This is a genomic window from Pseudomonas sp. R4-39-08 (genome assembly GCF_003852275.1).
Lineage (GTDB): Bacteria > Pseudomonadota > Gammaproteobacteria > Pseudomonadales > Pseudomonadaceae > Aquipseudomonas.
In genome coordinates, this window is record NZ_CP027733.1 from 4,463,585 (window position 1) to 4,487,152 (window position 23,568).

Here is a 23,568-nt window from a genome sequence, read left to right on the forward strand (position 1 = left end):
CCAACGTAGAAGCAACCCTCAATCGCACAGTCAAGAATCCGCCTGACCTCAGCTCAGCCGGAACTCATGTTGTATTGAGAGGCGCCCGTTGGGATTTCTTTAATCCACACTCTACGTTGGGGCTCTATCACTCCCAAAAATCACGTAGAGGTCATAAGAATGCATAGCCGGTATCTGCTCGACTCACCGACCACGGGAAGGGTGGCTATACCTGATCCGTTCATCGCTACCGTCTTCACCCGCCACACTCATTCGCTACATGCGCTTCTTCTAGAAAACCAACCCTGGTTCTGCGCTCGCGACCTTGGGCGTTTGATGGGCTGGTACCTGGATGAACGAACGACGCGCAAGCTCGATGAGGACCAACGAAGGACCATAAAACTGCTATTCCATGGTCAGCCGGAAGAAATGCTGATGATTAGCGAATCCGGCGCGTATGCATTGCTGGTCTATCACTACACACCGGGAAATCGCCTACTGCGTAGCTGGCTCACTCATGAAGTCGTCCCGACGTTGCGCGACGAGCGTCAGCCGCGAACGGTGGAGCGACCCCTATTGAGCATGCTGGATTGGCCAGAGATGTCGCTGAACCTGCTGCATTGGCAGGATGAAGGCTGGATTCGCCTCCGAGACATGCCATATCTGTTGGGCAATCGAACCTATCGGAAAGAGTCAGCAAGGGTTCCGTGGTGGCGCAAGGTTATTAAAACTTTCCGAATGAGGCAGCGAATCTACTAACGCAGACGACCGCCGAATCCCAGCGACTTGTAGGAAATTTCGTAGACGCAGTAGTGGCTACTCAGTATCGTCCGAGGGTTTTCTACCCTCGGCGGCTGTATGGATACGCAAAAAGGTAATCCCGGATGGAGCGATGAGGAGCTTGAAGCTTCCGTTGATGCTTATCTCAAGATGTTGAGGCTGGAGGACGCTGGCCAGCCATATAAAAAATCAGTCGAACACGAGCTTTTACGCGCCGGTGCGCTGGGCGCTAGGTCCTCTGCGTCAGTCGACTATCGCATGCGCAATATTTCCGCCGTGTTTGAGACTCTGAATCAGAAACCGATTGCTGGTTACACAGCCGCAAACAATGTCGGCTCGGGAATCGTCTCTCGTATCATTCGGATACTTGCACAGCGGGGCATCGTTGAATCTCAAGACAACGCCCCAACGTCTGATGACGGGTTACTGGAACGGCGTGCAGCAAAGCTTCAAAGCAAACCTATCAAGACCAAGCCCGAAGGCATCGCTACCCCCCAACAAGTCAGTACCACCAACACATCCTATGTACGCGACCCGGAAGTACGGGCCTGGGTACGCCAGCAAGCGGCAGGTATTTGCGAGGGTTGCGGACTGTTTGCGCCGTTTAATCTAGACGATGACCAGCCATTTCTTGAAGTACATCACGTCAAGCACCTAGCCCAGAAGGGTTCGGATCGCATCAGCAATGCTGTAGCCTTGTGCCCCAATTGCCATCAGCGTTGTCACCGGTCGAGTGACCGGGAGGCGTTCACCGAAGGGCTTTACGCCAAAATCGGAAGATTGGCACGGGAGTAGACTCCTGCTGTCACACCTGATGCACATTCAAAAAAATACTAGATAGGACCGAGGCCAACCCGTGAACCCAGACATGCTCGAAGCCGGCCCCGTTGACGCCAAAGTACTTTCCGTCTTTGACTTCGACGGCACCCTCACCCACCACGACAGTTTCGTGCCCTTCCTCAAGTTTGCCTTCGGCACTGGCGCGTTTTATGGCCGGATGGTCAAGCTGGCGGTGCCGGGGCTGCGCTTTTTGGTGCGGCAGATCAGCCGGGATGAGTTGAAGGCGCAGCTGATTCGCACCTTTATGACCGGGGTGGAGAAGGCGTGGGTGCAGCGCAAGGCCGAGGAGTACTGCCAGCGCAATTGGGCGCGGTTGATGCGCCCGGCGGGCGTGTTGTCGGTGGAGCAGGAGTTGGGCTCGGGGGCGGTGGTGACGCTGTGTTCGGCGTCGCCGGCGCTGGTGTTGCAGCCGTTTGCCGATCGGCTGGGGATCCGCTTGATTGGGACTGAGCTTGAGGTGGTCGACGGGGTGTTGACCGGCAAGCTCACCGGGAATAATTGCCGCTGTGAGAATAAGGTGCTGCGGCTTGAGGCGGTGTATGGGGATCTGGGCGAGTATCGGCTGCGGGCCTGGGGCGATACGCGCGGGGATCGGGAGTTGCTGGCGGCGGCTCAGGATGCGCATTTTCGGCATTTTCATGCGAAGAAGAAAAGGCGGGCCCGGTTGCAGCGGTGATGTGGGTCATTGGGATCGGCAGGGACAGCGAGGCGATCCCTTCGCAGCCTCGCTGGGGCTCGAGAGCTCTCACATTTGATCCCGTGCCGCTTATACCCAATCCTCTACCCGCAAACCTGGCACACGGTCGAACTCGCGCCGGTTGTTAGTGACCATAATCAGGCCCTGCGAACGCGCATGCCCAGCGATCATCTGGTCATATGGCCCTATCGGAGTACCTGCTCTCGCCAGCTCTGCGCGAAGCTGGCCTGTGTGCATGGCGGCATCCTGGTCGTATTTCAGGACTTCCAGACGTGCTGCAAAGCCTTCGATATCGGCCAGGTTTCGCTCTGGGTTGGATGATTTTTCCGCACCGTAAATCAGCTCCATCAGGGTCACTGTACTAATGGCCAATTGGCCATAGTGCTTTTTGAATGTTTCGCGCACCTGCTGGGGTCTGTTTTTGATGGTAAAGATGCAGATGTTGGTATCGAGCATGAACTTGAGCATTAAAAAGATTCCCGCTCTTGGTCAGCAGGCTGCTCGCGGTCGTTCATGAAGTCCGGCGTGACGCCCTCTCCATCAAACCAGCTGTCCCATGACTCACCAGCCGGAGTGATGATTCGTGCTCTGCCAATTGAGACAACATCTACACGTTTTACGTCATCCGGTAGTGCAGCGGCCTTTGGCAAACGCACAGCTTGGCTGCGGTTACTTTGGAATACAGAACCTTGGTCCATAATGACTTACCTCCAGCAATCAAGTGATTACGCAACGCTACACCACGGCATGGATATGTCAACGGGATATACATTTTCGTTACTGGTCAAGCGTCGATTGCTTCCTGAGTGGGCGACGGGTTGCAGGTTCTTGCTGATATTTGCGCAGGTTCTCGCTATTAATAGCCAAACCTCTCACGGACCCGAGCCCCATGAAATTCGACACGGCCTATAGCCTGAGTCTCGATGACAAACTGTCAATCTATGACGTACGAGACCTGAATTTCGACGAAACCGCCGATTTCGATTCCGACAACGACCGCTTTCTCTGCCCCAACGATGTGTGCCGTGCGGCATTTGATACGGGCAATACACTGAGCACCTTCAACGCGAAAAACGTCAACTACCAGCGCACGCCGCATTTCAAGAACAAGACCAGCACCCTGCATATCGATGGTTGCCGCTACGCCAGCACCCATAAGAGCGCGCCCGGTGAAAGCGATGACGAGCGCGAGGAAAATTTCCCGTCGGAGTTTGTGCTCACACGACGTCAATACACACGTAGGAGCCTTCTGACAGGCGCCGAGAACGTCGCCTTGCAAGACCCGGTGAAAGCCCCCGCGAATCGGGTCTCCACATCCCACGCCAACACCGACACTATCCCGGATAAAACCAGCGTATTCGCCCACCCGGTGGAATGCTACGTGTCGAATATCGACGACAAGGACAAGCTCAAATCAATGCCGTTGAAAATCGGCGAGCACACGGCGACGTACTGGACGTTTTTCAAGAAAATCGAATACCTGCAAGACAACCAGGGCCTGATCTATTGGGGCAAGATCAAAGCCATCAAGGACTACACCAATAGTGTTCGCATCGATTTTGAAAAGAAGGTATGGCTCGACAAGAAGCCCTACTCCGTCAACGTCTACCTGAGCAAGAAACTGCTCGATAGCTACCGCAAGCGCACGGCATTCCTGGAGCAGATCAAGGCCGCTGCAGGCAGCGAACGACCGTTGTATTGCTTTTTCTACGGCGTGACGCCGCAGCTCAAGCAGGTACCGAGCCAGAAGAACCCCGAACAGACGTTCGGGGTATTCAGCGCGAATATTGAAAACCTGGATCATCTGATCATCCGGGAGGCGCCGGGGATGGAGTAAACGCTCACTGAAAAATACCACCCATTGCCCTGAGTTGATGAGCGGTACAAACACCTGTATAAAAACACAGTATAGTTGTGCCTCCCCTGTCGAACCTGGAGAAATCCCCATGTCCTCTCTGGCAATGAGCTCTTACGTAGAACAGCAGATCGTCCTTCATCAATTCACCGCCAAACACTGCGCCCAGGCGCGCATCATGTTGGGCTGGAGCCGCGAAGACCTGGCCCGCGAGGCTGGCGTGGCGGTGCAAGCCATTCAACAATTGGAAAGCCACGGCGACGTGGATGATGACACTCGATTGGCCCTCGCATTTTGCCTAGAAGCTCAAGGGCTGGTGTTTTTCCCAGGGTTCGCACCGGGGTGGGGGATGAGTAAACGCCGGTTCGACAGCATATCGGCCGAACCGGCGGCGCCAGGCCTCCTCTCTCGGTTGCTGGGCTCACCCGCTGCAGCAAATGAGTCACCCACTCCCCAACCGAATGGTGCGTAGAGTCCAGCCTGATCAGCGGCAACGCGATGGATTAGCCCGCTTTCATGCTGCTTTCACGCAGAGGCTGAATCACATTCAGACGTTGCCTGCAGGCCCCCAACCGCGTTATCTGCCATTACGGGTGCTGGCGTAAAGGGAGTGCCAGGGCGGAATGCCGGCTGTTTAATCGCCCGTGTGGCTTGCTCATAAACATAGGCCGCCGACAGCACTGTGGCATCGTTGTTAGCCGACCCGTAAAGGTAAAGCGCCGTTGGCATCCCCTCATCATCAAGGCCGGACGGAATGGACATTGCCGGGTAACCTGCCGCAGCGCTGAAAAAATAGTTGTTTGAGAGGAAGTTCGACACCATCGCATCGAGCCTGTGCTTTTTCATCGGATCATCGATGGTTTTCTGGAAAACCGGAATGACGGCCGCCCACAGCTTATCGCGCTGGTCCTGAGTGCTCACCAGGCCATTGATAAGCTCCAACACTTTCTGGTCCGGCTCACCGGGCTGCTGGTGACGCTTATTAAAAGCAATCAGCTCCGAAAGCGATTTGACAGGCAAACCCTCGCGCCCGGCGAGATACTCTTCCAGTTGGTGCTTGACGTCTGAAAATAATGCTTCGTTGTAATCGGCGTAGGTTTGCTCAGCGACGCCATCCTCCAGCGTTCCCACGGGCACCAGGATCGCACCTTGAGACTTCAACACCTCAAGCGCATCCGCGTAATGCTTACGGTCCGCCCGCTTCGCGGGGTCTTTGGCCTCCTCTACGGACAATTCAGGCACAGGCGTGTAGCCAATTCGCTTGCCTTTCAAGGCATCGGAGCGCAGTCCCTCGGTGTAAAGCGTGGTCTCGGTCATGGCGTTGAGCGCTTCTGCCGCATCGCAGACATTGCGCGTGAACGTGCCAATCGTATCCATGCGTGAACTGGTCATGACACCCTCGGTACTCAGCAAGCCCACGGAGGTTTTCAAGCCAAAAACGCCGTTGTAGGCCGCGGGAGTAGTGATCGATCCGTTGGTTTCCACCCCTAACGCCAGCGGCACATGCCCTTGGGCAACCGCTACGGCAGAACCTGAGCTCGAACCCGCTACCGTCCCGCCCAGGCGATGCGGGTTCAGCGTCTGGCCACCTCGGGAACTCCAGCCATCCACCGGTAATTCAGAGCGGAAGTTCGACAGCTCGCTCATGTTGGTTTTACCTACAACCACCACGCCGGCCTTCAGCAAGTTGTCCACGACCTTGGCATTTTGAGTGGCGGCCTTGCCCACCAGAGCCTTGGAACCGGCGCTTGTCTGCATCCGGTCCTTGGTTTCGAATACATCCTTGAGCGCGATCGGAACGCCGTGCAAATACCCGCGCACCTGGCCTTTTTCCCGTTCAAGGTCCAGCGCCCTGGCTTGCTGGAGCGCATCCGGGTTGGTTTCTATGAACGCGTTACCGCCCTGCAGCCCATGATCAATATTGGCAATTTGTCGGAACGTGTCTTTCACCAGCGATTCTGAGGTGACCCCGCCGCGGCAGGCCATCTCCACAGACATTTGAGATGCGCCCTTGAAGCCCTGCGGCGGATTTGAAAGCGCTTGCAACAGGCCTGTCGCCCACCCACCTGCTGAAACTGGTCCGATCATGGAAATACCCCTAATTGACTGAAAGAGAGCTATCGGCCGATAACCCAACACGAGTCTAAGAGGCTGTTCCGGCGTCGCTATGCAGGCTAATCCTGCTGCCCGGTATGATCATTCCGTACCCGGTGTGGGCGCGACAGTTGATAGAAGCTGGCGGTAAGTTTGCAGCAGGACCTGCACGCGATCAGCCGCCCAACGGGCTCCGTAAAACCAGAGTTGGGTGCCATCCTCCAGTGCCTGGCAGGCGCTGGGGTATCCACCTCTGCGCGCTGCATGAAACGCCGCACTCTGAGCGTCTGACACCAGGGCATCCAAACGATGGCTGGCCACGAGCGCATCGATGGCCGTACCGGATTCGAGAGGGTCGTCCGTACGCGGCGCGTCCACTGCGACTAATTGCACACCCGCTTGGCCGAGGATAACGAAAGCACGGTGCAAGGTCGCACGCTGGTCCGTGGGTTCAACATGCCCACCGCGTACGTAGCGGATGGCATAGCCGATGCGCCACCCCGCCAGCACAGGGGAGCCAGTAAAAGCGCTGTTGTTTTGCACCAGGGGCACTTCAACCATCACGGGCCCAGTGGGGTCGACACCACTGAGGGCAACCAGTGATAACGCGGGGTCTCGCGTGGGCTTGATCATTGGAGGCAAGGCGTTGTAGCCGGGTATGAGTACCGTCCCCTCAGCGCGTCCGGCACCGAAAACGATAGCACCGGTGCTGGCGTTATCGGTTCGCGCCTGCGTGACGGTTGAAGAACCAGGATCGGCATGCTCGCCTGATACGGCGAGCGACGATGCCGAGAGGCACGGCATGCCCAATCGCCAGAGTTTCTTGCAGTCCTCGTTCATTGCAACGCCCCTCGAAATTAACTTTCCGACGGATCATCGCACTCTCTTCTGACGTTTGTCGCAGAGTCGAAACACCCTGAAAAACACCTTTTTCACAGGCTCTTCAGCTAACCCGCAGCCGGTTCTTTTACATCCTGAGTCTCTACCTCCAACCACCACGCATGCCCTCGTTCGGGCTGGTTGAGCCGGAACGCTTGCCCCATCGCCGGCGTAGTAATCGACACATTGCGCTCCCAGGCCAGCGCCATGATGCGGTCGAACGGCTCGTGCCAGGCGTGAAACGCCAAGTCGAAGGTGCCGTTGTGAATCGGTAGCAACCAGCGGCCCCTGAGGTCGATATGCGCCTGTAACGTTTGCTCCGGCTGCATATGCACATGAGGCCAGTCGACGTTATAGGCGCCGGTTTCCATCAGGGTCAGGTCAAACGGTCCGTATTGCTCGCCGATCCGCTTGAAGCCGTCGAAATAACCCGTGTCGCCGCTGAAAAAGATCCGCCGCGCGTCATCGATCATCACCCAGGAACACCACAGGGTCTGGTTGCCGTCAAACAGGCCACGCCCGGAAAAATGCTGCGCCGGCGTGGCAACAAAACGAATGCCATCGACCTCGGTGCCCTGCCACCAATCCAGCTGCCGCACCTTGGCGGCGTCCACTCCCCATTTGACCAAGGCGTCTCCCACGCCTAAGGGCGCAAGAAAGTACCGCGTCTTGGCGGCCAATTGGATCACAGCCGTGCGGTCGAGGTGGTCGTAGTGATTGTGGGAAAGGATCACCGCTTCCAACGGCGGCAACTCCTCCAGGCTGATCGGGGGTTGGTGAAAGCGCTTGGGGCCGGCCCAACTGAACGGTGAGGCGCGTTCGGCGAACACGGGGTCGGTGATCCAGAATTTACCGCGCATTTTCAACAACACGGTTGAATGGCCCAGGCGGAACACGCTGTGATCAGGGGCCGCCGCCAAGTGCTCGCGGGTCAGGGGTTGTACCGGGATGTTGCCCACAGGCCTTGTGGTGCGCGGCTTGTTAAACAACATGTTCCAAAAAATACGCAAGGTCTTGCCAAAGCCACCGTGGGGCACCGGCGCGTCGTTGGTGAAATGCCCCTGGCCGCGCTCGGCAGGCCTGAGCGCAGTGGATGTCGGGTCAACACGGGTTGAAATCGTAGCCATTACAGAGTGACTCCTGCGTCCGCTCATAAATTACACTGCACAGTGTAGTTTCTACATTGCAACAAAACCCGAAGCAAGTAAACTGCCAGTGTAATTTCATTTTTGAGCCGAACGCCTTCCATGACTGCCTCCCAACGCCTCACCGACCGTAAACGCGAAGCCATCGTGGCGGCGGCCATTGCCGAATTTCGCGAGAATGGCTTCGAGGTCACCAGCATGGACAGGATCGCCGCCACGGCCGGCGTTTCCAAGCGCACGGTCTACAACCACTTCCCCAGTAAAGAAGAGCTGTTCGCCGAAATACTCCACCAATTGTGGGCCAGCAGCGCCGCGCAACTGGATGTGGCGTACAGCCGCGACCAACCACTGCGCAATCAACTGCGTGGGTTGCTGGAAGCGAAAATGAAGATGATGGCGGATGCCAACTTCCTCGACCTGGCACGCGTGGCCATCGCGGCCACCATTCATTCGCCGGAACGTGCCCAAGACATGGTCAACCGCTTGAGTGAGCGCGAAGAAGGCTTTACCCAGTGGGTTCGCGCCGCCCAGGAAGACGGCCGCCTGAGTTGCAAAGACCCGGCGTTCGCGGCTCATCAGATACAAAGCCTGCTCAAAGCCTTTGCGTTCTGGCCGCAGATCACCCTTGGCCAGCCCACCCTCGACGCAACGTCCCAGGCTCATGTGATCGAATCGGCGATTGATCTGTTCCTTGCAGGCTATGAGGTCAGTCCGCCGCAGTAGCACAATGCCGCCATTGGTCGCCTCGCTAGAAATGTGTCCACCCGAAGGCGAACTTCCTGGCAGGCCGATCACTCTGAACCCGTTGTTCCACCCCCCTCTGTCAGCACAAGGAGCTGGCAATGAGCAAGTCAACCGTGAGGCCCAGGTGCCTTACGGGGTCAGGCGCATCTACATGGACTCCTCATACGCATGCCTGCTCGAGCTTCCGATCATGCTATTCAACGCTTACAAAAAAACCATCACCGCCTTGCAACACACCAGTGCGCAACAGGCCAGCCTGCTGGACGCGATCGAGCGTTCGATGGCGGTTATCGAATTCGATGTGCAGGGCACCGTGCTGCGCGCCAATGACAATTTCTTCAAGACCCTGGGCTACCGCGCCGACCAGATCCTGGGCCAGCCCCACCGGATGTTCTGCACACCGGCGTTTGCGCGCAGCGCCGACTACAACCAGCTGTGGACACATCTGCGCAACGGCCAATTCCAGTCCGGCACCTTTGAACGGGTAGGCGCCAACGGCGCATCGGTGTGGCTGGAAGCCAGCTACAACCCGGTACGCGATGAAGCCGGTCGCGTGGTCAAAGTGGTGAAGTACGCCATGGACGTCACCCTCCGCCTGCAAGCCGAAAGTGAAGCGAATGCCAAGCTGCAAGCCATCGACCGCGCCATGGCGATGATCGAATTCAACCTCGATGGCACCATCATCACCGCCAATGCTAACTTCCTGCAGCGCATGGGTTACAGCCTGGCGCAGATCCAGGGCAAGCATCACCGCCTGTTCTGCACCCCGGCGCTGGCCAGCAGCCCAGCCTATAGCGAGTTCTGGAAGCGCCTGAACCAGGGTGAACTGTTCAGCGGCCAGTTCGAACGAGTGGACAAGCACGGTAATACCCTGTGGCTGGAGGCCAACTACAACCCGGTGTACGACGCCAGCGGGCGCCTGTGCAAAGTGGTGAAGTTCGCCTCGGACGTCACGGCCCGTGTGCAACAGCATGCGGCCGACGCGCAAAGCGCTGCGCAGGCCTATCACCTGTCGCTGAACACCCAGGACATGGCCGAAAAAGGCGCCGAGGTGATTCAGAAAACCGCCACCGGCATGCGCGACATCGCCGTTGATATCGACGCCTCTTCGCAACTGATCGCCAAGCTGGGCGAGCGGTCGCAACAGATCACCACCATCGTCAACACCATTCGCGGCATCGCCGACCAGACCAACCTGCTGGCCCTCAACGCCGCCATCGAAGCGGCCCGCGCGGGCGAGCAAGGCCGCGGCTTTGCCGTGGTGGCCGATGAAGTACGCCAATTGGCGGCGCGTACCAGCGGCTCCACGGCGGAAATTTCCGGCATGATCGCCATGATCCAGGACGAAACCCGCCAGGCCATCGACAGCATGGACGCCACCCGCGACCGTGCGGCCCAGGGCGTGGAACTGGCCAACCAGGCCGGTACGGTGATCCTGCAGATCCGTGAAGGCACCAGCGAGGCGGTACAGGCGGTGAGCGCGTTTGCCAACGAGCGGGGCAACCGCTGACGGCTTCTTCATGTGCGGGCCGAGGGCTGGGTCTATAGTGCGTGATGCCTCACGCCACCGACTCGAGCCCGCCATGACCGATAAACCTGACCCAACCCCTGTCGACCCCTTGCGCTTCCACCGACATCACGCCCACCTGGCGCCGACCTTTGGCAACGATACCTTTGCTCTCAAGGCCGAAGCCTTTGCGCGGTTCTTTGGCACACCGACCTTCCTCGGCGCGCAAACCGCCATTGTGGTGCTGTGGGTGGTGCTGAACGCGACCGGCATCACCCACTTCGATGTATACCCATTCATCCTGCTCAACCTGGCATTCAGCCTGCAATCCGCTTACGCCGCGCCGTTGATCCTGCTGGCCCAGACGCGCCAGGCTGCGCGCGACAAAGCCCAGTCCGACGCCGACGCACAACACCGCGAAGCCCTGGCCACCGCCAACACCGCCCGCCAGGCCCAGGCCGCACAAACCACCAAACAGTTGCTGGAGCTACTGGAACAGAACACGCGGCTGACGGAAATGACTAAACAGCTGACCGAACGGATCGAAACCCTGACGTGCGAAATACATGAGCAATTTGTGCGTAAAACCTAATTGCGCAACCCGCTTACATGTCGCCCCAGCTCATCAAACAGGGTCACCACTGAACGCAACGCCCGGCAGTCGGGGCGCGTCAACAGCCACAGCGCCGTGTCATGCCCTGCCAATGCGCAGCCCAGTGGTTGCAGGCCATCGCCTATCAGAAAATCCGGCAGCGCCGCCACCCCCAGCCCGGCGCGCACCAACTCGGTCACCGACTGCATGCTGTTGCAACGATAACCGGGACGCACGCCCGGCAGATGCTCACGGCGCCAGGCCACTGTGGGGTGGTCGGGTAAAAAGTCGTCCGGCGCGATCCAGGCCAGGTCAGCCAGTTCCTGGCCTGCATGCCGAAGAGCATAGTCGGCGCTGGCGCACACCTGATACGTCACCGTCCCCAGGCAACGTCCGACGAGATGCTCCGGCGGCTTGCTGGTCAGACGCAGCGCGATATCGGCATCGCGGCGGCTGAGGTTGGCGAAATCATTGGAGGTGCTCAGTTCCAGGATCAACGCCGGATAATTCGCCATGAACCTGGCCAGGGCCGGCAACAGCAGACCTTGCAGCACAGCGTCGGTGCAGGTCAGGCGCACCGTGCCGCTGATCACTTCCCCGCCCTGCTCCACACCGATGCGCGCGGCCTCCAGGGCAAGTTCTGCGCGCTCGGCCTGTTGCGCCAAGTGGGTGGCCAATCCGGTGGGCAGATAACCGGCACGGTTTTTTTCAAACAACGTCTGGCCAAGAGCAGCTTCCAGGCGCCGCACCGCCCGGAACACCGTGGACACATCCACCCGCAGCAGCCCGGCAGCCCGCGCCAGGGTGCCGCCGCGAACCAGGGCGAGGACCAGCGACAGATCGTTATAGTCGACTTGATAGTGCACGGCTGCATTGAGCATGTGGGCAAATGCCAATATTGATTGCGTGAGCGCCAATCTATAGTGCCCCTGAGGACACCACAAGCCATGGGATCACACGATGAAAGACGCCCCGCTGCACCTCGCTCTGATCGGCGATTACAACCCTGACGTGATTGCGCACCAGGCCATTCCCGTGGCGCTGCAACAAGCAGCCCAAGCCTTGAAGCTGAGCGTCAAGGTGCAATGGCTCGACACCGACGCCATCACCTCCACGGCCTCGCTGCACGGGTTCGACGGTTTCTGGTGCGTGCCCGCCAGCCCGTACCGCGACACCGAAGGCGCACTGCGAGCCATCCGGTTCGCCCGCGAACAGCGGCGACCTTTCCTCGGCACTTGCGGTGGTTTTCAACACGCGGTGCTGGAATATGCCCGCAACGTGCTGGGCTGGGCGGATGCCGAACACGGCGAGTTGGTACCGGGCGCTAAACGTGCCGTCATCACGCCGTTGAGTTGTGCGTTGGTGGAGGCCGACGACACCGTGCGCCTGGAGCCCTACACCCGTATCGCGCAAGCCTATGGCAGCGTGGATATCCACGAAGGTTATCGGTGCCGCTACGGCATCAACCCCGAGTTCGCTCATGCACTGCTTGAAGGAGAGATGATTGCCAGCGGTCACGACGCTGCAAACGACCTTCGAGCGGTGGAGCTGCTGAACCACCCGTTTTTCGTCGCCACCCTGTTCCAACCCGAACGCACCGCCCTCAAAGGCATCACGCCGCCGCTGGCAATTGCCCTGCTCACGGCGTGCCAGGAGGCCTCGGCATGATCGCCAAGACACCGGCGCCGCCCTACTACGCGGTAATCTTCAGCTCACTGCGCACCGCTGGCGACCAGGGCTACGGTCAGGCCGCCGCGCGTATGCTGGAACTGGCGCATGAACAGCCGGGATTTCTGGGCGTGGAATCGGCGCGGGAAGAAGGCCTGGGGATCACCGTGTCTTATTGGAGCAGCGAAGCGGCGATCCTGGCCTGGAAACAGCAGGCCGAACATCAGCAGGTGCGCGAGCAAGGGCGCTCCCTCTGGTACACAGCGTTTCTTACCCGCGTGTGCAAGGTGGAGCGGGCCTATAGCTTCCACGCTGAATGATCGTGCGTCTGCAAAATGCATAGGTATCTACACAAGTGTGTAGCAGCCTACGGTAACCACGATGCGAAGCGAGCCGCTCTTGCTCTTGCTCTTGCTCTTGCTCTTAAGCGCCCCGTTAAACCACGCTGGCCGGAATTCGACAGTGATTTGGGGGGTAAACCGGCAGGGATGCCGGTTTAGCCGCCCCGCGCCATGGATGGCGCGTGGCGGCGGCCCCCCAAATCAATGTCGGATTACGGGCACACCGAGCCTAAGCGAGGTGCCGAGTGGTGGGGCAAGAGCGTTTTGCTTACTTTTGCGCTTTTCAAAAGTGAGACGCCGTAAGGGCGGAACCCATAGCAGCCGTTACCGCAGCAACGGATATGTACTCGCCCTGATCCAGCATCCTGGTCGGCTGTCAGGCCGCCATCGGGAGCAAGTCGAATCGTCGCACCGCCCCTCCCACATTTGGATCGCGCGGCATCAGTCAGATAGCTATAGGCCGCCAGGTCGCCACGGGAGCAAGCTCCCTCGCCACAGGTTCAGGACTACGCCAAAGTTGTGTAGATACCTACGCTGCAAATGGCCTGCGCTTAACTGACCAAACTACGCAACGCACTGATCTGCGGGATCTCAATCCGGCGCATATACACCCGCAGCGGTTCGCTGATGTTGATGCGATCGTCAATGTTTTGTGCGAGCAGCAACTGAATGCGCGCGCGGGACAGGATCATGCTGTGGTCGGCAGCCGGTTCCCAGACGAACTCGGCTGTGGGGATGATGCCGTCATCGGCCACGTCCATGCCGAAGGCATCTTCGCTGAAACGTACGATGTACTGGCCCGTCTTGCGGTTCAGGCCGACAAAACCGTGGAGTTGGTCGGCGGCCTGGCAGATAAGTTCGGAAGTGATGCGCATGGTAAACCTCACTGAAAAGTCCTACTGGGACTGGAAAGATGGTTTACACGCGTGGCAGAAAATACCGTCCTCTAACGGGGCAGCTTCGGCTAAGGGTACTGCAATGCGTCACAAAAAAATTCACAAAATTGGCCCGCGCGCACGTTAATGTCGGTTTGGTGATAGCGCCTTTCGCAATCAATTGCTAAAAAGGACACCTTCTCAAAGTCACCTCCACGAAAGGACTTCGCTTATGCCTGTCACGTTAACCAAAGGCCCGGTGCACGCCACGCTAGGGAGTACCTTGCTGCTGGCGCTGATGCTCGGCCTTGGCCCTGCACAGGCTGCCGACCCCATCAGCCCGGCTGAATTGGCGACAAACGAAGGCATTCCCTACCCTGCCGTGATCGCCCACCGTGGCGCTTCCTATGACGCCCCCGAGTCCACCGCCGCCGCTTACAAGGTCGCGCGCGACCTGGGCGCCGACTACCTGGAACTGGACCTGCAGCGCAGCAAGGACGGCGTATTGTTCGCCCTGCACGACAACAACCTGCAACGCACCACCGACGTGGCGACTAAGTTCCCCGAGCGCAAAGACGCGCCGGCCAACGAATTCACCTGGAAAGAGCTGCAAACCCTCGACGCCGGCAGCTGGTTCAACGCCGCCTACCCGGACCGCGCGCGCCCTGGTTTCGTCGGCCTGAAAATCCAGAGCCTGGATGACATCATCAAAATCGCCGAAGGCAATCCGCAACACAAACCCGGCCTGTACATCGAGACCAAGGAGCCCAAGCAATTTCCGGGCATCGAGGCCGACCTGAAAAACAAGCTGCTGGACAAGGGCTGGTTGAGTTCCGCCGGCTCCAAGCTGGGCAAGAGCAACACCGGTGTCGGCCAAGGCAAGGGCCGCGTGGTGCTGCAGACTTTCGAGGTGGACAGCCTGAAAGAACTGCAGAAAGAAATGCCCAACACGCCGAAGATCCTGCTGTTGTGGGTCGGTGAAGGCAGCATCGAACCGAAGTCCAAAGTGCCCTTTGCCGAGTCCGGCGAGCCGACCAAAGCCGCCTATTACGCCAAGCAGGAACCAAAGGATGCGGCCGAGTTCGAAAAATGGGTCGACCAGGCCAAGAGCCTCGGCGCCATCGGCACCGGCCCTTCGGCGGAGCTGACCGACCACGGCGACCAAAGCTACACCGACCTGGTCAAGCCTGAAATGAACAAGCTGACCCACGACAAGGGCCTGCTGGTGCATGTGTACACCGTGGATGAGCCAGTGGACTTCGACAAGGTGATGAAGGCCGGCGCCGATGGCATCTTTACCAACCGCGCTGCCGAACTGCTGAAGTTTTACAAGCGCTGGCCGTCGTCCAGCGTGCAGGACCTGCTGAACGACCATAAGTACTGAGGCGTTTGTGGCAGTCAGCCATTAAGCATGAGTTAAGTTGCGCCGGTTAATCTGGCGCCACTTAAACAGTTCAACCAGAAGGACACACACCATGAAAACCTTGACCACTCTGTTCGCCGCCACTGCCCTGACTCTGACTGCCGGTTTGGCACAGGCTGATGTTCGTCCGGATCAAATTGAAGGTCTGCTCAAGTCCGGTGCCGTGAAGCCATTCGATCAGTTGAACGCTGCGGCCACCGCCAAACACGCTGGCGCAACGATCAACGACACCGAGTTGGACCACAACAACAGCGGCGTATTGGTCTACGAAGTGGACCTGACCGACACCACCGGCAAGAAATGGGAAGTGAAGCTCGACGCCAAAACAGGCGCCGTGCTGGAAGACAAACTAGACACCTGAGTTCAAACTCAAAAAACGCGCCACCTTCGGGTGGCGCGTTTTTTTATGGGCGCTCGCCAAACCGTCACATAACCGTCATCGCGCCTTGCAATGATTCGCGCATGCGAACCTGTGAAACGTCCTACAGGCGCTTTGTCTGCGAGCCTCCATGAACCACAGCATCGATCACGCCCATCAGGATCCCGATCTGTTTGGCCTGCTTTACGGTTTCCGCTTTCTGCCCGGCGAAAAGGGCGAGCAGATTGACTCGGCCACCGCGCTTGCGTACCTGCAACAACCCGGCGATCCGCAAGCATTTCTTTGGTTGCACCTGAACCTGGCCCACGCCGCCTGTGAGCGCTGGATGCAGGCCCACCTGGAATTGCCCGAAGAGTTTTTCGAAGCATTGCACGAAGGCTCGCGCTCCACGCGCATCGAGCACGTCGATTCCGCCCTGTTGGCGGTGGTCAACGACGTGGTATTCAACTTCAGCAGCATGGTGTCGTCGGACATTTCCACGCTGTGGGTGTGCGCGCGCAGTCGCCTGCTGATCAGTGCGCGCCTGCAACCGCTGCATTCGGTGGATAAATTGCGCTCGTCGGTGAAGGCCGGCGAGCGCTTCCGCTCGCCGCTGGAATTGCTGGTGCACCTGCTGCGCGACCAGGGCGAAGTACTGACGCAAATCGTGCGCAAGACCAGCCTCAGCGTCGACCAGATCGAAGACCAGTTGCTGTCCTCGCGCCTGTCCACCAACCGCGCCGAACTCGGTGCCGCGCGCCGCGTGCTGGTGCGTTTGCAACGCCTGCTGGCGCTGGAACCGGGCTCGCTGTTGCGCCTGCTCAACCGGCCGCCGCAATGGCTGCAAAAGGAAGACGTGAAGGAGTTGCGCAAATCCACCGAAGAGTTCGCGCTGATCATCAACGACCTGACGGCCCTGGGCGAGCGCATCAAATTGTTGCAGGAAGAGATCGCCGCCAACCTCAACGAACAGAGCAACCGCACCCTGTTCACCCTCACGGTGGTGACGGTGCTGGCGCTGCCGATCAATATCATCGCCGGTTTTTTTGGCATGAATGTGGGTGGCGTACCGCTGTCCACCGATCCGGAGGGCTTCTGGATCCTGGTAGCGCTGGTGGCGACCTTCACCTTGATCGCCGGGCGCTGGGCATTCAGGAAGCGCAAGGATTACTGAATGACGATCGTGACGATCGTGACGATCGTGACGATCGTTCCCACGCTCCCGCGTGGGAATTCAGCCCGTGACGCTCTGCGTCCCCGTGCGCGGTTTTGGCGGTGCCTAATAGACCAGCGGCACCCGCATATCCATTAAACACTGACCTGCCGCAGCATCTCTGTAACATTCTGCAATGATCATGGGCGACATCCTCATCACACTGGATGCTCCGGCATGGCCACCCCTTCCCTGACTGCCTCGCCCCACGCCTCACCCACCGCCTCCGCACCCCGCCTGGACACCAAGCCCGGCCTGGTGACGGTGATCATGTTCTTCGCCGTACTCGCCATGGGCCTGTTGTTCACCGCCTATAGCCTGATGCATGACATGCACGAACTGGGCACGGTGGTTACCACCTGGACACCGTTCCTGCTGCTCGGCGTGGCGCTGTTGATCGCCCTGGGCTTCGAATTCGTCAACGGCTTTCACGACACCGCCAACGCGGTGGCGACGGTGATCTACACCAACTCGCTGCCGCCGCATTTCGCGGTGGTGTGGTCGGGCTTTTTCAACTTTCTCGGCGTGCTGCTTTCCAGCGGCGCAGTGGCGTTCGGCATCATCGCGCTGCTGCCGGTCGAGCTGATCCTGCAGGTGGGTTCATCGGCCGGCTTCGCCATGATCTTTGCCCTGCTGATCGCCGCGATCCTGTGGAACCTCGGCACCTGGTGGCTGGGTTTACCGGCGTCGTCGTCCCACACCCTGATCGGTTCGATCATTGGCGTGGGCGTGGCGAATGCCTTGATGCATGGCCGCGACGGCACCAGCGGTGTCGACTGGAGCCAGGCCACCAAAATCGGCTACGCCTTGCTGTTGTCGCCGCTGATCGGCTTCGCATTTGCCGCCTTGCTGTTGCTGGCCCTGCGCGCCTTCGTGAAAAACCGCTCGCTGTATAAAGCGCCCCAAGGCGATACGCCGCCGCCATGGTGGATTCGCGGCATGCTGATCGTGACCTGTACCGGTGTGTCGTTCGCCCACGGCTCCAACGATGGGCAAAAAGGCATGGGCCTGATCATGCTGATCCTGGTGGGCACCCTGCCGATGGCTTACGCGCTGAACCGCACCATGCCCGCCGACCAGTCGCTGCAATTTGCGGCGGTCGCCGAGGTAACCCAGGCCGCATTGGTGAAGGCGGTGCCGCAGCCGGCACCCGCAGACTCCCGTGCAACCTTGTCGACCTATGTGCGTACCAAGGAAGCCACCCCGGAACTGGTGCCCGCCCTCGCCGCCATCACCGGCCACATCGGTGCCGAGGTCAAAGGCTATGGCTCCCTGGCTGCGGTACCGGCTGAAGCGGTGGGCAACGTGCGTAACGACATGTACCTGACCAGCGAAACCATTCGCTTGATGGACAAGGGCAAGGTCGGCGGTTTCGACGCCGACACCCAAGACAAGCTGCAGCTGTTCAAGCAACAGATCGACAGCGCCACGCGCTTCATCCCGCTGTGGGTCAAGATCGCGGTGGCCATCGCCCTGGGGCTTGGCACCATGGTTGGCTGGAAGCGCATCGTGGTGACGGTGGGCGAAAAGATCGGCAAGACCCATCTGACCTACGCCCAAGGCGCCTCGGCCGAAACCGTGGCGATGCTGACCATCGGCGCGGCCGACATGTTCGGTCTGCCGGTGTCGACCACCCACGTATTGTCATCGGGTGTGGCGGGAACCATGGTGGCCAACGGCGGCGGCTTGCAGATGCGCACCATCCGCAATTTGCTGATGGCCTGGGTGCTGACGTTGCCGGCGGCAATTGTGTTGTCGGGCAGCCTTTACTGGCTGTTCACGCAACTGTTCTGAGCCACGTTCGCCTCTAGAGATGCGCGTGCAGCGTGGCCGCCAGCCACTCCATGAACACCCGCACGCGCAAGGGCAAATGCCGCTGGCCGGCGTAGAGCAACGACACGTCCAGCGGCGGCGCCGGGTAATCCGGCAGCACCGCCACCAGCTCGCCGCTGACCAACAATTCGCAGATGCCCAGCCGTGGCACTTGAATGATGCCAAAGCCCCCCAGGCACGCCGCTTGATACGCATCGGTGCTGTTGACGGTCACGCGCCCGGCCATCGGCAGCCGCTGCACCTTGCCGCCTTGCACGTATTCGAACCCCGCCGAGCGTGCGCCCAGCGGGCGTACGTAATGCACCAGTTGATGGTGCTCAAGGTCAGCCAGGGTTTCGGGCCTGCCGTAGCGCTGCACATACGCCGCGCTCACACAGTTGACCATGGGCAGGCTGCACACCCGCCGCGCCACCACGCTTTGATCGGGCTGGGCGCCCACGCGCACGACACAGTCGAAGCCTTCGGCGATCAGGTCCACCTGGCGGTCCGAGCTACTGATCTGCATGTCGATCAGCGGATGCCGCTCCATGAACGGGGGCAAGTTGGGCACGATCAAGGTGCGCGCCATCGCGTTGGGCATGTCCACCCGGATGCTGCCGGCCAATTGGGTTTCGTCCTGTCGGAACAGCCCTTCCAGTTCCTCCATATGCGCCAGCAAATCCTTGCTGCGCTCATACAAAACCCGGCCGTCCTGGGTGGCCTGCACCCTGCGCGTGGTGCGTTGCAACAGGCGCGCACCGAGCAGTTCTTCTAGAGTCCGCACCTGCTCGGACACGGTGGAGCGCGGCAGGCCAAGGCTCTCGCCAGCCTGGGTGAAACTCGACAGTTCGGTGACACGCACGAACGTGCGCAGCAGCTCCAGTTTATTCATGGGATTGTTCGCCTTGCCCGACCAGTGATTCCGATATAGCCCTGTTTATCACGTTGCCGGCGTACAAATACACTCAGTCCCACTACCACCTCAGAGGACTGCAGCATGACCACACGTAAAATCGCATTGATCACCGGCGCCAGCCGCGGCTTGGGCAAAAGCGCTGCACTGCACCTTGCCGCCCAGGGGGTCGATATCATCGGTACCTACCACAGCAAGGCCGATGAGGCCCAGGCGTTAGTGGCGCAGATCGAACAGCTGGGCGGCCGCGCGGCCATGTTGCAACTGGACGTGAGCCAGAGCGCGACGTTCGCAGGGTTCGTCAATGAAGTTACCGGCGCGCTCAAGGATGTTTTCGCACAGGACCGCTTTGATTTTCTGATCAACAATGCCGGCATCGGCCTGCATGCAAGCTTTGCCGAAACCACCGAAGCCCAGTTCGACCAACTGGTGGCGATTCATTTCAAGGGGCCGTTTTTTCTCACACAGAATCTGTTGCCGTTGATTCGCGACGGTGGGCGCATTCTCAATGTGTCCAGCGGCCTGGCGCGTTTCAGCCTGCCGGGCTACGCCGCCTACGCGGCCATGAAAGGCGCGATGGAAGTGCTGACCCGCTACCAGGCCAAGGAACTGGGCGCACGTGACATCAGCGTCAATATCCTCGCCCCCGGCGCGATTGAAACCGACTTCGGCGGTGGTGCGGTGCGCGACAACGCTGACATCAATGCCATGGTCGCCAACAACACCGCCTTGGGCCGCGCCGGTTTACCCGACGACATTGGCGGCGCCATCGCGCTGCTGCTGGCCGATGGCAGTCATTGGATCACCGGCCAGCGCATTGAGGCTTCCGGCGGCATGTTCCTGTAGGCGCCTGGCGCTCACAGGGAAATCAGGGTCTTGCTGGCAATTCTGTCGCGTATCACGTCATAGCCCCAGTGATAGACGTAGGTGTACGGCAGGAAAAACAGCAGCACCCCGATATCGAGGATGAAGGCGTCCAACAGGCTGATCTTCATCAAGGCGGCAATCAAGGGCACCGCCAGCAGGATCAGGCCACCTTCGAACAGCAGCGCGTGCAGCACCCGCGTCCAGCCGCCGCCGGGCAGTTGCAGGCGCACTTTAAGGCGGTCGAAGACGCTGTTGAAAATGACGTTCCAGCTCAGCGCCAGCAAGCTGATGCCCAGGGTCACCGCGCCCATTTCCAGGGCCGGCCGGCCGGTCACCCAGACCAGCAAGGGCGTACAGATCAACAAAGCCAAACCCTCAAAACCCAGGGCTTGCAGAACGCGTTCAGTAATCGACTTGGTAGGGTTCATGACCCAACTCCGTGAAGGACGTTGGTTGCCATGATTACCCCTTGAGCCGATACTTAATAACCAATAACCATCGATCAAGGCGATACTCATGGCGTCCCATGAAGTGCTCCAGGCGTTTGTCCAGGCGGCGACCCAAGGCTCGTTTTCAGCGGCGGCGCGTAAGCTGGGCAAGAGCCAGTCCACCATCAGTGCGGCGGTGGCGAGCCTGGAGATTGACCTGGACGTGGTGCTGTTCGACCGCAGCAGCCGCAAACCCACGCTGACCCCGGCCGGCCAGGTGTTGTTGCAGCGTGCGGAGCAGGTGCTGGAGGCCAGTAGCCGGCTGGAGCTGGCGGCGAGCCAATTGGCCCAGGGCTTGGAGCCGAAGCTGAGTATCGCCATGTCCGATACCTACCAGTCCGACCACTTCGAGGTGGCCCTCAGCGCCTTTGAACAACGCTACCCGGACCTTGAGTTGGAATGCCTGATCGCTGAATGCGAAGACTTGATCGCCTTGGTGCAAAGTGGCCGCACACACATCGCGTTTATCGAACAGCAGGAGGTTTACCCGCCGGACCTGACGTTTGCCCCTGTTGAAGAACGTACCGAAATCGCGCTGTTCGTCTCGCGTAAACACCCGTTGGCATGCCTGGCCAAGGTTCACCCGCAGACGCTGCAGCTGCACCGGGAATTGCGCCTGGCGAGCATCATCAATCCCAATGAAAACCGCGGCACCCAGCGCGTATGGTCGGCCCCCAGTTACCTGATGTTGATGGAGATGGCGCAACTGGGCTTCGGCTGGGCTCCGATCCCGCGCTGGCTGGTGGAGCGTTTTGGCGGTGGGCAATTGGTTGAACTCAAGGTGCGCAGCTGGCCCCGCTCGGTGGCGGTGGATGCGGTGTGGTCGCGACAGAACCCACCGGGGCCGGCGGGCAGTTGGTTGCTGGGCAAGATGCTCGAGTGAGTCACTGTTGATGGGCTTGGAGTTCGGCCAGGCGTTGCTCGAGGAAGCGCTGCTCAGGGGTTTGCCGGGTCAACGTCAGCGCCCGCGCATAGGCGGCGCGCGCTTCATCAACCCGCCCCAACTGTCGGCAGAATTCACCCCGCGCCGAATGCGCCAAGTGGTAATCCTGTAGCTCACCGCGCTGCAGAATGCCGTCTACCAGCGCCAGGCCCGCTAACGGCCCCTGCCCCATCGCCACTGCCACTGCCCGGTTCAGCTCGATCACCGGCGACGGCACGGCCCGAAGCAAGACATCGTAGAGCCCGACTATCTGCGGCCAGTCGGTTGTCTTTGCATTCGGCGCCTCAGCATGTACGGCGGCAATCGCCGCCTGCAGGCAATACGACCCGAAGCGCGGTGTCGTCAGCGCCTGTTCCACCAGTGCGCAGCCTTCAGCAATCAAGGACGCGTCCCACAGCGAGCGGTCCTGTTCATTCAGCAACACCAGTTCCCCGCTCGCCGAAGTGCGCGCCGGCCGACGCGATTCATGCAGCAGCATCAGCGCCAACAAGCCCATGACTTCGGGCTCCGGCAACAGCTCCATCAGTAAACGGCCGAGGCGAATGGCTTCGCGGGTCAAATCTTCGCGCGTGAGGTCGGCGCCGGTGGAGGCCGAATAGCCCTCGTTGAACACCAGGTAAATCACGCGCAGCACGCTGTCGAGGCGCCCGGGCAGCTCGGCCAGGGACGGCACTTGATAGGGAATTTTCGCGTCACGGATCTTGTGCTTGGCCCGCACGATGCGTTGCGCGATGGTGACCGGCGTGGCGAGAAACGCGCGGGCGATTTCTTCGGTGCTCAGGTCGCAGATTTCACGCAAGGTCAGCGCCGCCTGGGCGTCGGCCGCCAGGGCCGGGTGGCAACAGGTGAAGATCAGGCGCAGGCGGTCGTCTTCCACGTCTTCAGCACTCCAGTCAGCCGCCTCCAGCGCATCCGCCTGCTCCTGCAACAACGGGGCAAACCGCGCCTGGCGACGCAAGCGGTCAATGGCCTTGAAGCGTCCGGTCGACACCAGCCAGGCCCGTGGATTATCCGGTATGCCGTCGTGGGGCCAGCGTTGCACGGCGACGAAAAACGCCTCGTGCAAGGCCTCCTCGGCCAGGTCGAAATCACCGAGCAGGCGAATCAGCGTCGCGAGTACGCGGCGTGATTCGCTGCGGTAAATACGCTCGACCTGCAGGTTATGCGTCATCACGCCAGGTTCAATTCACGCACGGGACGCACTTCCACACTGCCGACCCGCGCTGCCGGAATGCCACCCGCCACCTGGATGGCTTCATTCAAATCCTTGGCCTCGATCAGGTAGAACCCGGCGAGCTGTTCCTTGGTTTCGGCAAAGGGGCCGTCGGTGATCGAAAGCTTGCCATCGCGCATGCGCACGGTGGTGGCGGTGCTGACCGATTCCAGCGGCTCGGCGGCGAGCATCCGGCCGCTTTTTTGTATCGCCTCGGCGTAAGCGAAACACTCGGTGTCAGCCGGGCTCTCGGGTGAGGTGTGCAACACCTGTTCGTTGCTGTAGATCAGGCACAGGTATTTCATGGCGTTCTCCGTGTTCGGATGACTGACTATAGTCCGC

General features: G+C 59.9%; 27 protein-coding genes. 16 read left to right on the forward strand and 11 right to left on the reverse strand.

Annotation, left to right across the window (positions count from 1 at the left end; all coding sequences use genetic code 11):
• The first annotated feature begins 159 nt into the window (after window positions 1–159).
• The 3 genes from C4J88_RS20555 to C4J88_RS20565 all read left to right on the forward strand — a co-directional run bounded on the left by C4J88_RS20555 (window position 160) and on the right by C4J88_RS20565 (window position 2,275).
• Window positions 160–738 carry a Bro-N domain-containing protein gene (locus tag C4J88_RS20555; protein WP_124407971.1) on the forward strand — a complete coding sequence of 193 codons (579 nt, stop codon included), beginning with the start codon at window positions 160–162 and terminating at the stop codon, window positions 736–738.
• A gap of 99 nt (window positions 739–837) precedes the next feature.
• A complete protein-coding gene (locus C4J88_RS20560) occupies window positions 838–1,554 on the forward strand; it encodes an HNH endonuclease (protein ID WP_124407972.1) in 717 nt (238 codons plus the stop codon).
• A 73-nt stretch (window positions 1,555–1,627) separates the two neighbouring features.
• Window positions 1,628–2,275: an HAD-IB family hydrolase gene (locus C4J88_RS20565; RefSeq protein ID WP_124365199.1), complete on the forward strand. Its 648-nt coding sequence runs from the start codon at window positions 1,628–1,630 to the stop codon at window positions 2,273–2,275.
• 90 nt (window positions 2,276–2,365) lie between these two features.
• On the opposite strand, the gene vapC is transcribed toward C4J88_RS20565, so the two are convergent.
• Window positions 2,366–2,764 carry a tRNA(fMet)-specific endonuclease VapC gene (gene vapC / locus C4J88_RS20570; RefSeq protein WP_124407973.1) on the reverse strand — a complete coding sequence of 133 codons (399 nt, stop codon included), beginning with the start codon at window positions 2,762–2,764 and terminating at the stop codon, window positions 2,366–2,368.
• Complete coding sequence (gene vapB, locus C4J88_RS20575; RefSeq protein WP_124407974.1) at window positions 2,764–2,994, reverse strand: type II toxin-antitoxin system VapB family antitoxin; 231 nt, start codon at window positions 2,992–2,994, stop codon at window positions 2,764–2,766. The genes vapC and vapB overlap by 1 nt, the downstream gene beginning before the upstream one ends.
• A gap of 191 nt (window positions 2,995–3,185) precedes the next feature.
• On the opposite strand from vapB, the gene C4J88_RS20580 reads away from it, so the two are divergent.
• Both C4J88_RS20580 and C4J88_RS20585 read left to right on the forward strand, forming a co-directional pair.
• Entirely contained in the window at window positions 3,186–4,133 is a 948-nt protein-coding gene (locus C4J88_RS20580) for a hypothetical protein (protein ID WP_124407975.1), read from the forward strand.
• A gap of 109 nt (window positions 4,134–4,242) precedes the next feature.
• Window positions 4,243–4,623: a helix-turn-helix transcriptional regulator gene (locus C4J88_RS20585; RefSeq protein ID WP_124407976.1), complete on the forward strand. Its 381-nt coding sequence runs from the start codon at window positions 4,243–4,245 to the stop codon at window positions 4,621–4,623.
• Between the two features lie 53 nt (window positions 4,624–4,676).
• Here the strand turns inward: C4J88_RS20585 and C4J88_RS20590 are convergent, their stop codons facing one another.
• The 3 genes from C4J88_RS20590 to C4J88_RS20600 all read right to left on the reverse strand — a co-directional run bounded on the left by C4J88_RS20590 (window position 4,677) and on the right by C4J88_RS20600 (window position 8,251).
• Window positions 4,677–6,149, reverse strand: a complete 1,473-nt coding sequence (locus C4J88_RS20590; RefSeq protein ID WP_124408662.1) for an amidase family protein — start codon at window positions 6,147–6,149, stop codon at window positions 4,677–4,679.
• A 198-nt stretch (window positions 6,150–6,347) separates the two neighbouring features.
• Window positions 6,348–7,085, reverse strand: a complete 738-nt coding sequence (locus tag C4J88_RS20595) for a hypothetical protein (RefSeq protein WP_177412924.1) — start codon at window positions 7,083–7,085, stop codon at window positions 6,348–6,350.
• Between the two features lie 107 nt (window positions 7,086–7,192).
• Entirely contained in the window at window positions 7,193–8,251 is a 1,059-nt protein-coding gene (locus tag C4J88_RS20600; protein ID WP_124407977.1) for an MBL fold metallo-hydrolase, read from the reverse strand.
• Window positions 8,252–8,371: 120 nt separating this feature from the next.
• Here C4J88_RS20600 and C4J88_RS20605 point away from each other — a divergent pair, with 120 nt between their 5' ends.
• The 3 genes from C4J88_RS20605 (at window position 8,372) to C4J88_RS20615 (ending at window position 11,112) form a co-directional block, all read left to right on the forward strand.
• Window positions 8,372–8,992 carry a TetR/AcrR family transcriptional regulator gene (locus tag C4J88_RS20605; protein ID WP_124371621.1) on the forward strand — a complete coding sequence of 207 codons (621 nt, stop codon included), beginning with the start codon at window positions 8,372–8,374 and terminating at the stop codon, window positions 8,990–8,992.
• Window positions 8,993–9,203: 211 nt separating this feature from the next.
• Window positions 9,204–10,523, forward strand: coding sequence for a PAS domain-containing methyl-accepting chemotaxis protein (locus C4J88_RS20610; protein WP_124407978.1), 1,320 nt, complete (start codon window positions 9,204–9,206; stop codon window positions 10,521–10,523).
• A 73-nt stretch (window positions 10,524–10,596) separates the two neighbouring features.
• Entirely contained in the window at window positions 10,597–11,112 is a 516-nt protein-coding gene (locus C4J88_RS20615; protein WP_124371623.1) for a DUF1003 domain-containing protein, read from the forward strand.
• On the opposite strand, the gene C4J88_RS20620 is transcribed toward C4J88_RS20615, so the two are convergent.
• Entirely contained in the window at window positions 11,109–11,993 is an 885-nt protein-coding gene (locus C4J88_RS20620) for a LysR family transcriptional regulator (RefSeq protein WP_124407979.1), read from the reverse strand. The two genes, C4J88_RS20615 and C4J88_RS20620, sit on opposite strands and share 4 nt — an antisense overlap.
• Before the next feature lie 79 nt (window positions 11,994–12,072).
• Between C4J88_RS20620 and C4J88_RS20625 the strand changes: the two genes are divergently transcribed.
• Both C4J88_RS20625 and C4J88_RS20630 read left to right on the forward strand, forming a co-directional pair.
• Complete coding sequence (locus C4J88_RS20625) at window positions 12,073–12,780, forward strand: CTP synthase (RefSeq protein WP_124407980.1); 708 nt, start codon at window positions 12,073–12,075, stop codon at window positions 12,778–12,780.
• Window positions 12,777–13,100, forward strand: coding sequence for an antibiotic biosynthesis monooxygenase (locus C4J88_RS20630; RefSeq protein WP_124407981.1), 324 nt, complete (start codon window positions 12,777–12,779; stop codon window positions 13,098–13,100). Before C4J88_RS20625 ends, C4J88_RS20630 begins: the two co-directional genes overlap by 4 nt.
• A 572-nt stretch (window positions 13,101–13,672) precedes the next feature.
• Here C4J88_RS20630 and C4J88_RS20635 read toward each other — a convergent pair.
• Window positions 13,673–13,996 carry a DUF2025 family protein gene (locus C4J88_RS20635; RefSeq protein WP_124368078.1) on the reverse strand — a complete coding sequence of 108 codons (324 nt, stop codon included), beginning with the start codon at window positions 13,994–13,996 and terminating at the stop codon, window positions 13,673–13,675.
• A gap of 232 nt (window positions 13,997–14,228) precedes the next feature.
• On the opposite strand from C4J88_RS20635, the gene C4J88_RS20640 reads away from it, so the two are divergent.
• The 4 genes from C4J88_RS20640 to C4J88_RS20655 all read left to right on the forward strand — a co-directional run bounded on the left by C4J88_RS20640 (window position 14,229) and on the right by C4J88_RS20655 (window position 18,784).
• A complete protein-coding gene (locus tag C4J88_RS20640; protein ID WP_124407982.1) occupies window positions 14,229–15,380 on the forward strand; it encodes a glycerophosphodiester phosphodiesterase family protein in 1,152 nt (383 codons plus the stop codon).
• Window positions 15,381–15,471: 91 nt separating this feature from the next.
• Window positions 15,472–15,780 (forward strand): PepSY domain-containing protein, encoded by a 309-nt coding sequence (locus C4J88_RS20645; RefSeq protein WP_124407983.1) that lies wholly within the window; start codon window positions 15,472–15,474, stop codon window positions 15,778–15,780.
• A gap of 148 nt (window positions 15,781–15,928) precedes the next feature.
• Window positions 15,929–16,951, forward strand: a complete 1,023-nt coding sequence (locus tag C4J88_RS20650; RefSeq protein WP_124364081.1) for a transporter — start codon at window positions 15,929–15,931, stop codon at window positions 16,949–16,951.
• Between the two features lie 216 nt (window positions 16,952–17,167).
• Complete coding sequence (locus C4J88_RS20655) at window positions 17,168–18,784, forward strand: inorganic phosphate transporter (protein WP_124371630.1); 1,617 nt, start codon at window positions 17,168–17,170, stop codon at window positions 18,782–18,784.
• 13 nt (window positions 18,785–18,797) lie between these two features.
• Here C4J88_RS20655 and C4J88_RS20660 read toward each other — a convergent pair whose 3' ends face one another.
• On the reverse strand, window positions 18,798–19,694 hold the full coding sequence (locus C4J88_RS20660; protein WP_124407984.1) for a LysR family transcriptional regulator: 897 nt from the start codon (window positions 19,692–19,694) through the stop codon (window positions 18,798–18,800).
• A gap of 105 nt (window positions 19,695–19,799) precedes the next feature.
• On the opposite strand from C4J88_RS20660, the gene C4J88_RS20665 reads away from it, so the two are divergent.
• A complete protein-coding gene (locus tag C4J88_RS20665; RefSeq protein ID WP_124407985.1) occupies window positions 19,800–20,561 on the forward strand; it encodes an SDR family NAD(P)-dependent oxidoreductase in 762 nt (253 codons plus the stop codon).
• 11 nt (window positions 20,562–20,572) lie between these two features.
• On the opposite strand, the gene C4J88_RS20670 is transcribed toward C4J88_RS20665, so the two are convergent.
• Window positions 20,573–21,010, reverse strand: coding sequence for a multidrug/biocide efflux PACE transporter (locus C4J88_RS20670; protein WP_124407986.1), 438 nt, complete (start codon window positions 21,008–21,010; stop codon window positions 20,573–20,575).
• An 88-nt stretch (window positions 21,011–21,098) separates the two neighbouring features.
• Between C4J88_RS20670 and C4J88_RS20675 the strand changes: the two genes are divergently transcribed.
• On the forward strand, window positions 21,099–21,953 hold the full coding sequence (locus C4J88_RS20675) for a LysR family transcriptional regulator (RefSeq protein ID WP_124407987.1): 855 nt from the start codon (window positions 21,099–21,101) through the stop codon (window positions 21,951–21,953).
• Window position 21,954: 1 nt separating this feature from the next.
• Here C4J88_RS20675 and C4J88_RS20680 read toward each other — a convergent pair whose 3' ends face one another.
• Together C4J88_RS20680 and C4J88_RS20685 are read right to left on the reverse strand one after the other, a co-directional pair.
• The gene (locus tag C4J88_RS20680) at window positions 21,955–23,184 is read right to left on the reverse strand and encodes an RNA polymerase sigma factor (protein WP_124407988.1); all 1,230 of its coding nucleotides are present in this window, start codon (window positions 23,182–23,184) and stop codon (window positions 21,955–21,957) included.
• The gene (locus tag C4J88_RS20685) at window positions 23,184–23,531 is read right to left on the reverse strand and encodes a YciI family protein (protein ID WP_124407989.1); all 348 of its coding nucleotides are present in this window, start codon (window positions 23,529–23,531) and stop codon (window positions 23,184–23,186) included. Before C4J88_RS20685 ends, C4J88_RS20680 begins: the two co-directional genes overlap by 1 nt.
• Between the last annotated feature and the right edge of the window lie 37 nt (window positions 23,532–23,568).